Genomic DNA, 13,305 nt, shown 5'->3' with positions numbered 1-13,305 from the left:
GGTCTGTCGTCGTCCGTCGCGTCTGCTCATCACTCGTCCCACTCGTAGAAGCCGCGGCCGGTCTTGCGGCCGAGGTGCCCGTCGGCGACCAGACGGCGCAGCAGGGCGGGCGGTGCGAAGCGCTCGCCGAGGTGGGCGGCGAGGTATTCGGCGATGCCGAGGCGCACGTCGAGCCCGACGATGTCCGTGAGGCGCAATGGCCCGACCGGATGCTTGTAGCCGAGCGTCATGGCGGCGTCGATGTCGTCGGGGGAGGCGACGCCCTCCTCGACCATGCGGATCGCCTCGAGTCCCAGAGCGACGCCGAGGCGCGACGACGCGAAGCCGGGGGCGTCGGCGACGACGATGGGCGTCTTGCCGATCGACTGGACCCATTCGCGGGCCGCGTCGACGAGCGGGGGAGCGGTGGCCGCGCCTCGCACGATCTCGACGAGGGTGGAGGCGGGCACGGGGTTGAAGAAGTGCATCCCGAGGAAGCGCGCGGGGCGGTCGAGGGTCGCCGCCAGCTCGTCGATCGAGATCGACGAGGTGTTCGAGGCGATGGCCGCGTCCGGGGCGATCTGCGCTTCGACCCGGGTGAGGGCGTCGACCTTGAGAGAGATGTCCTCGGGCACGGCCTCGACGACGAGCTCGCACGTGGCGAATCCGGCGATGTCGGCCGTGGACGAGAACCGCGCGCGATACGCCTCGGAGGTCTCGCTCGCGGAGCCGCGCGCGATCGACGCCTCGAGTGAGGTCACGACGCGATCGGATGCCGCGCGCGCGGCCTCCTCGTCACGTTCGACGACGATCACGTGCGAGCCGGCGAGAAGAAACGCATGCGCGATACCTGCGCCCATGCGTCCGCCGCCGATCACTCCGACGTGTGCGGGGGCGTGCGTGCTGCCTGCTCTCATGCGTCCGTCGCCGAGCACTCCGACGTCTGCGCGTGCGGCGGTCATACCCGTTCTCCTTCGTGCGTCCTGCGTCTGCGTTCGAGGAAGTCGGTCATGCGCCGGAACTTCTCGGGGCTCTCGAACAGCTCCGCCTGCGCCTCGAGATCGACGGACGGATGCCGGTCGCGCGGTGCGCGGAACACACGTTTGGTCGCGATCGTCGCTGCGCGATCGTTCCGGGCGATGCGGTCGGCGATCGCGTGGGCCGCCGTGAGCAGGTCGCTGCTGTCGTGCAGCGACGAGACGAGGCCGATGCGCAGCGCTTCCTCGGCCGTGACGGTGCGGCCGGTGAGCAGCAGTTCGGTCGCGCGCGCGTCGCCGACGATCTCCTTGAGTCGCCAGCTCGCTCCGGCCGCCGCGAGGATGCCGAGTCCGGTCTCCGGGTTCCCGATCGCGAGGCTGGGCGTGCCGATGCGGATGTCTGCGGCGTACGCGAGCTCGGCGCCGCCGCCGAGGGCGTAGCCGTCGATCGCCGCGATCACCGGCATGGGCAGTTCGGCGACGCGGATGAAGGCGTATGCGTTGATGCCGCGCAACGCATCGGCGGCCCGTCGTTCGCGGAGTTCCGCGATATCGGCGCCCGCGGCGAAGACGCCGGCGGCGCCGGTGAGGATGAGCGTGCGCGGCTCCGCCTCCAGTTCCGCGCAGAGCTCGTGCAGGGCATCGATCGTCGCCTGGTCGATGGCGTTGCGCTTGTCGGGGCGGCTGAGCGTGGCGACGACCCGGCCGTCGGAGCGTTCGACGAGCAGAGGGGAGTCGCCGTCGGCGGTGGACGCCATCAGACCTTCTCCAGGATCATGGCCGCGCCCTGGCCGACGCCGACGCACATCGTGGCGAGGCCGTAGCGGGATCCCTCGCGCTCCATGCGACCGAGCAGGGTGACGAGCAGCCGCGATCCGGACGAGCCCAGCGGGTGGCCGAGGGCGATCGCGCCGCCGTCGGCGTTCACGACCGCCTCGTCGAGTCCGAGTCGGCGGATGCAGGCCAGTGACTGCGTGGCGAACGCCTCGTTCACCTCCACGGATCCGATGTCGTCGATCCGGAGTCCGGAGCGGCGCAGGGCCTTCTCGGTCGCCGGCACGGGGCCGAGGCCCATGACCTCGGGGGCGAGCGCCGCGCTCGTGCCGACGACGATGCGTGCGCGGGGCACCAGCCCGTAGCGCTCGACGGCGTCGCCGCTGGCGACGACGAGAGCAGACGCCCCGTCGTTGAGCGAGCTGGAGTTGCCGGCAGTGACGACGGTGCCGCCCGCCACGACGGGGCGCAGGCGGGCGAGCGCTTCGAGCGTCGTGTCGGGGCGCGGTCCTTCGTCGATGAGCACGCGGTCGTCTCCGACCTCCACTCCGACGATCTCGTCCGCGAACCGGCCGGCGGCGATCGCCGCCGCGGCGCGCTGCTGGGAGCGCACGGCGAACGCATCCGCCTCCTCCCGTCCGATGCGGTCGAGGCGCGCGACCTCCTCGGCGGTCTCGGGCATCGTGAACGTCGCCTTGTCGCGCGCGGCGAGACGCGGGTTCGGGAACCGCCACCCGATCGAGGTGTCGTAGGCGGCTCCGGGCTTGGCCCACGCCTTCTCGGGCTTGGCCTGCACCCAGGGCGCACGCGTCATCGACTCGACCCCGCCGGCGACGATCAGGTCGGCGTCGCCGGCGCGGATCGCCTGAGCCGCCATGGTCACCGCCGACATTCCCGACGCGCACAGGCGGTTCACGGTGATCCCGGGAACCGTGTCGGGAAGCCCGGCCAGCAGCACGGCCATGCGGGCGACGTTGCGGTTGTCCTCACCCGCCTGGTTCGCGGCACCGAGGATGACCTCGTCGATGTCGGCCGGGTCGATGCCCGCACGTCGCACGGCCTCGCCGACCACGATCGCCGCGAGGTCGTCGGGGCGGACCGTGGCCAGTGCGCCGCCGTAGCGACCCACCGGGGTGCGGGTTCCCCCGACGAGGTAGGCGTCCGTCATCTCGATCTCCTGACTGCGTCGTCGCGGCGGGCTCGGCGATCGGAACCGAATTACTGACCGATCGTATGGTAATTATGGCACACGGGGGCGTCGCCCGAGACGGCGTCGGATCAGCCGAGCAGGTCGACGCCCTTCGTCTCCTTGACCAGCGACACCGCGATGAGCGAGATCACCGCGGCGATGGCGATGTAGAGACCGATGGTCCATGCCGCCTGGAACTGGTTCAGCAGCGCTTCGGCGATCATGGGGGCGAAGGCTCCGCCGAGGATGGCGCCGAGAGCGTAGCCGATCGAGACGCCCGAGTAGCGCACGTTCGCGGGGAACATCTCCGCGTAGAGCGCGGCCTGCGGTCCGTAGGACAGTCCGAGCGCGAAGGTCATCACGAACAGGGCGACGAAGTACCAGAAGATGTTCGCCGTGTCGATGAGGAACCACATCGGCACGGCCCAGAGTGCGAGCGCCACGTAGCCGATCTGGAAGGTGCGCACGCGTCCGAGGCGATCGGACAGGTGCCCGCCCCACAGGGTGAAGATCAGCCATCCGAACGAGGCGAGGGTCGTGGCGAGCAGTACGGGAGCGCGTTCCATGCCGAGAGCCGTGACCGCGTACGTCGCGAAGAAGGCGATCAGGAGGTAGCCGGCGGCGTTGTTCGCGATGAAGATCAGCGCGGTGAGCACGACCTGCTTCGTGTTCTTGCGGAACAGGATGCCGAGGGGTGCTGACGCCTCCTTGCGACGCCGCTGGAGCTCCTCGAAGATCGGGCTCTCGTCGACGGCGCGGCGGATGAGGTAGCCGACGCCGATCAGCACGATCGAGAGGAGGAACGGGATGCGCCAGCCCCACTCGAGGAACGCTTCCGGCGACATCGAGGTCGTGAGCACCCACAGCGTCGCGGTGGCGAGGATCATGCCGACGGGGACGCCGATCTGCGGGAAGGCGCCGAAGAGCCCGCGGCGCCCGCGCGGCGCGTGCTCGACGGCCATGAGTGCGGCTCCGCCCCATTCGCCTCCCGCCGAGAAGCCCTGCAGGATGCGCAGGACGATGAGGAGGATCGGCGCGGCGACCCCGATCGCGGCGTAGGTCGGCAGAACGCCGATGAGGGAGGTCGAGAGGCCCATGAGGATGAGGGTGAAGACCAGCATCCTCTTGCGGCCGAGCTTGTCGCCGAGGTGTCCGGCGATGATCGCGCCGAGCGGGCGGAAGAGGAACGAGATCCCGATCGTCGCGAACGACAGCACCTGGGCGAGGCCGGGGCTGCTCTCGGCGATCGGGGCGAGGAAGAGGGGAGCGAGGACCAGACCCGCTGCCTGCGCGTAGATGAAGAAGTCGTACCACTCGATTGACGTGCCGACGAGCGTGCTCGCGAGCACGCGGCGTTCCTCGGCGGGCATCCGTCGGGTCGAGGTCGGTTCCGAGACTGCTGACGTCATGGCGAACTCCATTGTTCTGCATTTCCAACCGATCGATCGGTCAGTAATTGCCGAGCGTAGCGCATGGCGAGAGCGAAATCGAGGATCCGGGCGCACGTGCGGATGCCCGCGAGGGTCGCGTCGGGACTCTCCGCTGTTCACACCTGGCCGAAGGCGCGCAGCGGATGCTCGATCAGTTCCGTGACGCGGCGGAGGAAACTCGCCGCATAGCCGCCGTCGCAGACGCGGTGGTCGAAGACGAGCGAGAGCTGGGCGATGCGCCGGGGCACGATCTGGCCGTCGACCACCCAGGGGCGCTCGATGATCCGGCCGATTCCGAGGATCGCGACCTCGGGGTGATTGATGATCGCGGCCGATCCGTCGACGCCCAGGCCGCCGTAGTTGTTGAGCGTGAAGGTCGAGCCGCGGAGTCGCTCCGGGGGCATGCGTCCGTCGCGGGCCGTGGCCGACAGCTCGCGCAGTGCGGAGTCGAGCTCCTCGACGCTGCGCGTGTGCGCGCTCGGCACGACCGGAACGAGGAGTCCCCGGTCGGTGTCGACGGCGACGCCGAGGTTGACGCCCTCGAAGGAGAGCAGCTCCGATCCGTCGTCGCTGAGGCGCGAGGCCAGGACCGGATGCTCCGCGAGGGCCAGCAGCACGAAGCGGGCGAGGATCGCCGTGATCGACGGCGCCTTGCCACCCGCGGGTGCCATGTCGGCGCGGAGGTTCCAGAGGTCGGTCGCATCGACGTCGACCCAGACGGTCGCCTCCGGGATCTCCGAGCGGCTGCGCGAGAGTCGCGCGCTCACTGCTCTGCGGAGCGGTGACAGGCGTTCCCGCGAGCGGATGGCGAGGCCGTCGACGGTCGGGTGCTCGCGGTCGCCCGGTGTGCCGGTGGTGCCGGGACTCGCTCGATCCGGGTCCTTCCCGATCCCGTCCACGGCGCTGTCGACCGCCGCGGCGAGGACGTCGGCGCGGGTGATGGCGCCATCCGGACCTGTGGGGACGATCGCGTGCACATCGAGGCCGAGGTCGCGCGCGAGGCGTCGCACGAGAGGGGAGCGCACGGCGACGGGCCTGCGGGCGGGCGGCTCGGTCGGAGTGTCCACCTCGACGCTCGCGGTCTGTCGCCGCTCACTCGCCGTGGCCGGACGGCGCCGACGTCCCGACGTCGCGCGTCCCGACGTGCCGTAGCCGATCAGGACGTTCCCCGACCCGGCGCGCTCCTCCGCGCGGTACGTGTCGTGCTCTACGGAGGGGGCGGGGCGGGCGCCCTCGGCATCCGTCTTCTTCTCGCTCTGCTCGGCTGCGCCCTCTTCCGCGACGTCGAGCACGGGAGCGCCGACGTCGATGGTGTCGCCTGCTGCTCCGTGGAGGGCGGTCACGACTCCGGCGTAGGGCGAGGGCAGTTCGACGATGCTCTTCGCCGTCTCGACCTCGGCGATCGGCTGGTCGGTGACGATGGTGTCTCCGACGGAGACGAGCCACTGCACGAGTCCGGCTTCGGTGAGTCCTTCTCCGAGGTCGGGCAGACGGAAGGTCCGCGAGGCGGGGGCAGTCGTGGTCGGGGTGCGGGTGCCGGTGCTCACGGTCGGTCCTCCCAGTGCAGCGAGTCGACGGCATCCAGGATCCTGTCGACGTCCGGCAGATACCAGTGCTCGAGCTTCGGCGGTGCGTACGGGGTGTCGAAGCCGGTGACGCGGCGCACCGGGGCTTCGAGGTACTCGAAGCAGCGCTCGAACACGCGGGCCTGGATCTCGGAGGCGACGCTCGCGAAGCCGGGGGCCTCGGCGATCACGACAGCGCGTCCCGTCGAGCGCACGGCGGCGGTGACGGTCTCGTCGTCGAAGGGCGTGAGCGACCGCACGTCGACGACCTGGACGCTGCGTCCTTCCACGGCCGCGGCGTCGGCGGCGTCGAGGGCGAGCGGGACGGATGCGCCGTAGGCGATCAGCGTGACGTCGGTGCCGTCGCGCGCGATGCGGGCGGAGCCGATGTCGACGGTCGCGTCGGTGTCGACCTCGCCCTTGGTCCAGTACAGCTTCTTCGGTTCGAGGAAGACGACGGGGTCGGGCGACGCGATCGCGGCGCGGAGCAGCGAGTAGGCGTCCTGGGGTGTGGCGGGGCTCACCACCGTGAGTCCTGGCGTGTGCGCGTAATACGCCTCGGACGAGTCGCAGTGGTGCTCGACGCCGCCAATGCCTCCGCCGAAGGGGATGCGGATGACCATCGGCATGCGAATGGCACCGCGCGTGCGGTTGGAGAGCTTCGCGACGTGGCTGACGATCTGCTCGAAGGCGGGCAGCGCGAACGCGTCGAACTGCAGCTCGACGACCGGACGGAGGCCGTTCATGGCCATGCCGACCGCGGTGCCGACGATGCCGGACTCTGCGAGCGGGGTGTCGAAGCAGCGGTCTTCGCCAAAGCGGGCGGTCAGTCCGTCGGTGATGCGGAAGACTCCGCCGAGGGCGCCGACGTCTTCGCCGAACACGACCACTGCCGGATCCTCGGCGATGGCGTCGGCGAGGGCGAGGTTGAGGGCGGCCGCCATGCTGAGCGTCTGGACGGTCGATGCCGGGGTGTCGACGTCGATGCGGTCGTGGGTGATGGTCATCGCACGCCTCCTGCGGAGTGGGTCTCCTGGTCGTCTCCGAGCGCGTCGCGTTGGATCTCGTCGCGCAGCTGGTGCCACTGCTCCTGCAGCTGGGGCGAGCGTTCGGTGGTGACGAAGCGGAACAGGTCTTCGGGGTCGAGGTCGGTGTCGGTGTTGAGCGCGGAGCGCATGGCCGCGGCGATCTCCTCCGCTCCCGCCGCGATCTCGTTCTCGAGCTCGTCGGTCAGCGCTCCGCTCGCGGTGAGGTGGGTGTGCAGGCGGGTGAGCGGGTCTCGCGCGACCCAGGCCTGCACCTCCTCGCGCTCGCGGTAGCGGGTGTCGTCGTCGGCGTTGGTGTGGGCCTGCATCCGGTAGGTGTGCGCTTCGACGAGGGTGGGGCCGCCGCCGGTCCTGGCGCGGTCGACGGCCTCGCCGAGCACCGACAGGACGGCGGCGACGTCGTTGCCGTCGACGCGGCGCCCCGGCATCCCGTAGCCGATCGCCTTGTGCGCGAGCGAGGGCGCGGCGGTCTGGCGGCTGAGGGGCACGGAGATCGCGAACTCGTTGTTCTGCACGAAGAACACCACCGGCACGTGGAAGACGGCGGCGAAGTTCAGGGCTTCGTGGAAGTCGCCCTCGCTGGTCGCACCGTCGCCGCAGAGAGCGAGCACGACGGTGTCTTCGCCGCGCTGCGCGGCGGCGTAGGCGAAGCCGACCGCGTGCAGCAGCTGGGTGGCGAGCGGCGTGGCCTGGGGTGCGACGCGATGAGCGCGGACGTCATAGCCGGAATGCCAATCGCCCTTGAGCAGGACCATCGCTTCGGCGGGTGCCACGCCCCGAGCGATCACTGCCACGGAGTCGCGGTAGGTGGGGAAGAGCCAGTCGGTGTCGCGCAGGGCGAGTGCGGCGCCGATCTGGCAGGCCTCCTGCCCGTGTGAGGACGGGTACACGGCGAGCCGCCCCTGACGCACGAGGGCGCTGGCCTGGTCGTTGATGCGGCGGCCCTCGACCAGTCCGCGGTAGGCGGTGAGGAGCGCCCCGTCGTCGGGCAGCGGGTAACCGTCGTCGGCAACCGGTCGGCCGGTCGCGTCGATCAGCTGCACCGCTTCGTCGCGCGGGAGCAGTTCTGCGTGATTCATCCGTTCGCCCTCCTTGTCGAACCCGATGAAGAAAGGATGCATCGCGATGCGCAGTCGTCCAAGAGGATGAGGCCATTCGTGGATGACTGCTCGATGGTTGCCCTCCACGCGCGCGAAGTGTCAGAATTCGAGCACAGGATGAAGGGGTGCCATGATAACGCTGGACGACGTCGATCGCGCGATCCTCGATGAGCTGCGCCGTGACGCGCGGGCGTCGATGACGGCGATCGCCGACGCGGTGCACATCTCGCGGGCGGGCGCACACGCGCGGATCAAGCGGCTGACGGATGCCGGAGTCGTGACCGGTTACACGGTGCGGACCGATCCGGTGCTGCTCGGGCATCACGCCAGCGCGTACGTGACACTGGCGATCGAGCAGGCGACGTGGCAGGACGTCAGCGCGCGGCTGCGCGCCATCCCCGAGATCGAGCACATGGCGCTCGTCGGCGGCGACTTCGACGTGATCCTCCTGGTTCGCGCCAACGACGCGCGGGACCTGCGGCGGATCGTGCTCGAGGACATCCAGGCGATCCCGTCGATCCGGTCGACGAGGACGACGCTGATCTTCGAGGACTTCGCGCTGGTCTGAGGGCAGCGCGCGACGGACTGACACCGTTCGCAGCAGCACCATCACGTCGAGGTGTCAGAACGGTCGAGGTGTCAGAACGGTCGAGGCGTCAGAACGGTCGAGGCGTCAGAACGGAGGGGCTGCCCTCGGTGGTGCCGAGCCACGGGTGTTCGTGTTCGTGTCCGTGGCCGTGGCCGTGTCCACGCGCATGTCCGTGTCCGTGCGCGTGTCCGTGTTCGTCTGCGCTTCCAGGCGCGTGTCCGTGTTCTGTGCGGGAGGAGCGTCGAGGTAGGTGCGCCCGGTGGGGCTGGTCCACGCGTACACACCGTCGCCGAGGTGCTCGACGTGCCAGGGCGTGTGATGTTTGAGGCGGTGGTGACGGCGGCAGAGAGTGCCGAGGTTGCCCGCATCGGTGGAGCCGCCGAGCGCATGATCCTGCGTGTGGTCGACGTCGCACTCGCGAGGCAGCTGACCGCACCCGGGGAACCGACAGCGTTGATCGCGCGCTCTGAGATGCCGTCTCAGCTCCGCTGACGGACGGTACCGGTCGACGGCGAGGAGTCGACCGCTGATGGGGTGAGTGAGGATCCGATCCCATCCGCTCGCGCCGCCGGCGAGCTGTCGCGCGGTGGCGGTGTCGATCGGAACGCGTCCGTCGAGCTCCGCCGGCATCGTGCTCGTCCCCATCAACGTCTGCACGGGAACCGTGACACTCACCGATCCGGCGATCGCCGCGAGGATCCCGTCGGCGGAATCGTGACCGGCCGGCGCCCCCGTGAGGACGAGGTCGAGTGCCAGATCGCACCGGATCTGAGCGAGGGTCCTGGGCGCGGGCTCGGTGACCCGCGGGATCCCGAACGAATCGCGAACCGAGTCGAACGAGGACGGAGCGCTCGCGCCATCGCGCCCGGCGTCTGGAGCCGCGGTCGCCGGGGTCGTGTGCTCCGCAGCCGGCGTCGTGTGCCCCGCCGCCGGGGTCGTGCGCTTCGCCGCCGAGGTGGTGCGCTCCTTCTGCTCGCGTACGACGGACCTCGCCATCGCAGTGATGCGGTCGTAGGCGCCGTGAACGAGGGCGGCCGGCCCGAGGAGTCCGAGTTCGGCCATCCCGTCGGCCCGATCCTTCACCCAGACCGCGCGCTGTTCGCGGGCGCTCTGGTGACGCTCATCGATGGTGCGGCGCTGGATTCGGTCGGCCACGCGCCGAGCGCGGCGGGCCAGGCGGTTCGGTGACTCGGTCTGCGCCCACTCGAGCATCTCTGCGGTGTAGGCGTCGCGATCGTCGGCGTCGTCGAGGTGCAGCCCCGCGTCGATGATCACCCTCGAGTGTGCGGCGCTCACCCGCCCGTCTCCCTGTGCCTGCCACAGCACGGGGAACTGAAGAACGAGCAGCTCGGCGTCGGCCATGCGGCGCTGCACGGTGCGATCGCTGAGGTGCAGCGCGGCAGCGAACTCCGCTGCCACGGCGCGCACTGCCATCTCGCCGAGATCGTGGGCCCGGCTGTCATCGCGCTCCTCGGCGTCCTGAACGGTCTCGAGTGCGATCCGCCCACCAGAGGCGAGGAGCCCGTCGCGGCAGGCCATCAGGGAGCTGATCGCGCGGTCGACGGCCACGAGCGTTCCGGTGAGCGCGCCCACGGCTGCCACCTGCTCGACCGTCGCGTCCGCCAGTGCTGTCATACCCCCACTGAATCAGCGACCACTGACATTCGAGACCCAGATCAGCGCTGAAATCGGACGATCAGATGAAGTACTCCGGAACCCTGGAATGCAGCGCAGAGACCGTGCATCCGGACAGCCGCAGTCTCACTCCACGACGAGTTCGAACCCTCCGTCGGCTCCCGCTCGCACGGAGACCTGCGTGAGGTCGGCGACCTGGTACTCGGGGGCGTGGGCCGCGGCGTGCGCGCCGATCCCGATCACCCGCATGCCCGCCGCGTGCGCGGCCTGGATACCGGCGCCGGAATCCTCGAACACCACGCAGTCCGCCGGGTCGACGCCCAACAGCTTTGCGCCCAGGAGGAACCCCTCGGGATCGGGCTTCGAGGCCGAGACGCTCTCCGCCGTCACGACGAGCTGCGGGACCGTGAGCCCCGCTTCGCCCATTCGCGCGTTCATCAGGGGCACGTTGGCCGAGGTCACGATCGCGTGCGGCACCTCCGCGAGCGCCCTCAGCAGGTCGCCGGCCCCGCGAATCTCCACGACGCCGTCGACGTCGCTCGCCTCGGTCGCCAGCATCCGCTCGTTCTCGAGCAGGTTCACCGCGTGATCGCGCTCGGGAAGCATGATCGCCATGCTCTGATGACCCTGCCGCCCGTGGACGACGCTCAGCACGGTCGCCGGGTCGAGGCCGTGCGGCTCCGCCCACGCGAGCCAGAGCCTCTCCACGACCGCGGTCGAGTCGACGAGGGTGCCGTCCATGTCGAGCAGGACGGCGCGGGCGGGAACGATCTCGGTCACCTCCCCAGGCTACTGCGGCGCACACGGCCCAGCCTCGGGGGCGTGCCGCGACCCGGTCCTAAGCTGTCCGCAGGAGGCAGCATGCGAATCGCGGAGGGCGACGACGCAGCCGGCACGGCGCGCGGACACGCAGCAGGGACAGCCGACGGGAGGGACGGGACGGGCGCGCTCCGCCGGATCCGCGACGCGATCGCCGGGGTGCTGGGCCAGCTGCGCGGACCTGCCACCTCGGATGCCGTCTTCGAGGCCACCGCCCTCATCGTCGGTGCGGTCGTGCTCGCCGTCGGATTCCTCGTCGCCTTCCCGGTGTTCTGGGGGCGAGAGCTCCCCATCAGCGGCCCGGGCTCGATCGGGGCGTTCGCCGCTTACGGCGGAGCGATCACCGCTGCGCTCGCCTTCGCCGTAGGCCGCCTTGCGGTCCGCCCCGACGAGCCGAGCGTCGACGGCCTCCGCGACGGGTTCAGCGTGCCGGGTGACCGGCTGCGGTGGTACGACATCGCCGCGATCGCTTTCGCCCACGCGGCCATCGCCTACCTGGGCTGGCTGGGGATCGCCGAACTGCTCGAGCGGAGCTTCACCGACGCACCCGTCTTCGCCTTCCCCGGCGCGGTGCTCGTCGCCGTCGCTTTCGGGCTCACCGCCTATGTGGCCTTCCTCAGCGCCGTGGCCCTGACCCCGATGGTCCTGTCGCTCGTCCTCGCCGTGTTCCTCGTGGTCGGAGCGTTCGCCAGCATGCTCGCCTCCAGCGACGTGCACTGGTGGCGCGACAACCTCTCCGCGCTCGGGATGAGCACGAACAGCGCCTCGATCGCCTTCAACGTCACGCTGATCATCGCGGGAGTCATGGTCACGACGATCGCCCGCTACGCGACGGCCGGGCTGCCCGTCGACGATCCGATCGACCGACGGGGACGCCTCATCGTGCGCACCGGGCTGATCCTCCTCGGGATCTTCCTCGCGTGCGTGGGCATCTTCCCGGTCGACGAGTTCTTCCTCCTCCACAACACGGTCGCCACCGGGATGGCTGTGGTCTTCGCCGTGGTCGTGATCGGGCTGCCCTGGTTCCTTCGGAGCATCCCGCGAGTGTTCGTCGCCTTCGGCTGGGCCTACGTGCTCGTGATCGTGCTGCTCGCCGCCTTCTTCGCGGTCGGCTACTACAACCTCACGGCCGTCGAGCTGATCGCCGCCGTGCTCATCTTCAGCTGGATCATCGTGTTCCTCCGCACGGCCGGCTCCGTCGGCACGCATCGGCACGAGCGTCAGTGACAGAGCTGAGACCCCGCCGACGCGAGATCCGCGCGCGCGGGAGGACGCCGTGCCGTCGCGCCGCGCGGCTCACTCCGCGCGCAGCACCTGGGTCGCCTCGGCCGTTCGCTGCAGCGCCTCCACGGCATCCGCTCTGCGGCGACGAGCGACCCCGACGAAGAGGCAGTCGACGAGCGCGAGCTGCGCGATCCTGCTGACCATCGCTCCGGCGCGGAGGCGCGGCTCCCTCGCGTGCGTGAGCAGCACGACGTCGCCGGACGCCGCGACGGTCGAATCCGCGACACCGGTGATCGCGATGGTCTTCGTGCCGGCGCCGCGCGCGGCTTCCAGGAAGCGCTGGGTCTCGATCGTCGTGCCGGACTGCGAGATGCCCACCGCGACCGTGTCGTCGGCGGAGAGGGCGGCCGCCGCGCTCGCCACGTGTGCGTCGGTGAGGATGACCGCCGCGCGCCCGATACGCAGCAGCTTCTGCCCGAAGTCCGCGGCGACCAGTCCGCTGGCACCGATGCCGAAGAGGAGGATCCGCTGGGCGCCGTCGAGGGCGGCCACCGCCTCGTCCAGCCGCTCGTCGTCGAGCCCGGCGATCGTCTCCTCGATCGCCAGCACCTCGAGAGCGGCGACCTTCGCGGTCGCCTCCCGCAGCGAATCGTCGAGGGAGATCTCCGAGCCGAACCCCGTCGAGGCGCTGAACTGCACCGACTCGCGCCCGAGTTCGGCGGCCAGAGCCATGCGCAGCGCCGCGTATCCGTCGACGTCCACAGAGCGGCAGAATCGCACGACCGATGCGACGGAGGTCTCGCAGATCGCCGCGAGCTCGGTGATGGTGCTGTCGACGACGATCCCGGGATTGTCGCTCACGGCACGCGCGATGCGCGCGAGGGAAGGGGGCAGCGTCTCCGCCGCTCCCGCGATGCGCGTCTGAATGCTCATGTCTCCCCGACGTCCGATTCGTGAACAATTCTTTCACGACATAGT

At 70.4% G+C, this 13,305-nt stretch carries 12 protein-coding genes; 2 read left to right on the top strand and 10 right to left on the bottom strand.

The genetic code is table 11. The features are described from left to right. Positions 1-29: 29 nt before the first annotated feature. The 7 genes from MRBLWO14_RS03760 to pdhA form a co-directional block, all read right to left on the bottom strand. Positions 30-896, bottom strand: a complete 867-nt coding sequence (locus MRBLWO14_RS03760; protein WP_341936156.1) for a 3-hydroxyacyl-CoA dehydrogenase family protein — start codon at positions 894-896, stop codon at positions 30-32. Between the two features lie 41 nt (positions 897-937). Beyond that, positions 938-1,714, bottom strand: a complete 777-nt coding sequence (locus MRBLWO14_RS03755) for an enoyl-CoA hydratase/isomerase family protein (protein WP_341935127.1) — start codon at positions 1,712-1,714, stop codon at positions 938-940. After that, a complete protein-coding gene (locus tag MRBLWO14_RS03750; RefSeq protein WP_341935126.1) occupies positions 1,714-2,898 on the bottom strand; it encodes an acetyl-CoA C-acyltransferase in 1,185 nt (394 codons plus the stop codon). Before MRBLWO14_RS03750 ends, MRBLWO14_RS03755 begins: the two co-directional genes overlap by 1 nt. Before the next feature lie 110 nt (positions 2,899-3,008). After that, positions 3,009-4,328 (bottom strand): MFS transporter, encoded by a 1,320-nt coding sequence (locus MRBLWO14_RS03745; protein ID WP_341935125.1) that lies wholly within the window; start codon positions 4,326-4,328, stop codon positions 3,009-3,011. 137 nt (positions 4,329-4,465) lie between these two features. Continuing rightward, complete coding sequence (locus MRBLWO14_RS03740; protein ID WP_341935124.1) at positions 4,466-5,896, bottom strand: dihydrolipoamide acetyltransferase family protein; 1,431 nt, start codon at positions 5,894-5,896, stop codon at positions 4,466-4,468. Then, a complete protein-coding gene (locus tag MRBLWO14_RS03735; RefSeq protein ID WP_341935123.1) occupies positions 5,893-6,921 on the bottom strand; it encodes an alpha-ketoacid dehydrogenase subunit beta in 1,029 nt (342 codons plus the stop codon). Before MRBLWO14_RS03735 ends, MRBLWO14_RS03740 begins: the two co-directional genes overlap by 4 nt. Then, the gene (gene pdhA, locus MRBLWO14_RS03730) at positions 6,918-8,039 is read right to left on the bottom strand and encodes a pyruvate dehydrogenase (acetyl-transferring) E1 component subunit alpha (protein WP_341935122.1); all 1,122 of its coding nucleotides are present in this window, start codon (positions 8,037-8,039) and stop codon (positions 6,918-6,920) included. Before pdhA ends, MRBLWO14_RS03735 begins: the two co-directional genes overlap by 4 nt. A 151-nt stretch (positions 8,040-8,190) precedes the next feature. On the opposite strand from pdhA, the gene MRBLWO14_RS03725 reads away from it, so the two are divergent. Beyond that, complete coding sequence (locus MRBLWO14_RS03725; RefSeq protein ID WP_341935121.1) at positions 8,191-8,628, top strand: Lrp/AsnC family transcriptional regulator; 438 nt, start codon at positions 8,191-8,193, stop codon at positions 8,626-8,628. A 105-nt stretch (positions 8,629-8,733) separates the two neighbouring features. On the opposite strand, the gene MRBLWO14_RS03720 is transcribed toward MRBLWO14_RS03725, so the two are convergent. Both MRBLWO14_RS03720 and MRBLWO14_RS03715 read right to left on the bottom strand, forming a co-directional pair. After that, entirely contained in the window at positions 8,734-10,284 is a 1,551-nt protein-coding gene (locus tag MRBLWO14_RS03720; protein WP_341935120.1) for a DUF222 domain-containing protein, read from the bottom strand. 126 nt (positions 10,285-10,410) lie between these two features. After that, complete coding sequence (locus MRBLWO14_RS03715) at positions 10,411-11,064, bottom strand: HAD-IA family hydrolase (protein WP_341935119.1); 654 nt, start codon at positions 11,062-11,064, stop codon at positions 10,411-10,413. An 81-nt stretch (positions 11,065-11,145) separates the two neighbouring features. Between MRBLWO14_RS03715 and MRBLWO14_RS03710 the strand changes: the two genes are divergently transcribed. Then, entirely contained in the window at positions 11,146-12,330 is a 1,185-nt protein-coding gene (locus MRBLWO14_RS03710; RefSeq protein WP_341935118.1) for a DUF998 domain-containing protein, read from the top strand. A 69-nt stretch (positions 12,331-12,399) separates the two neighbouring features. Here the strand turns inward: MRBLWO14_RS03710 and MRBLWO14_RS03705 are convergent, their stop codons facing one another. Next, positions 12,400-13,260, bottom strand: a complete 861-nt coding sequence (locus MRBLWO14_RS03705) for a MurR/RpiR family transcriptional regulator (RefSeq protein ID WP_341935117.1) — start codon at positions 13,258-13,260, stop codon at positions 12,400-12,402. Positions 13,261-13,305: the final 45 nt, after the last annotated feature.

This window comes from Microbacterium sp. LWO14-1.2 (assembly GCF_038397715.1).
In the GTDB taxonomy this organism is placed as follows: domain Bacteria; phylum Actinomycetota; class Actinomycetes; order Actinomycetales; family Microbacteriaceae; genus Microbacterium.
This window is presented reverse-complemented; position numbering and strand designations above follow the sequence as displayed.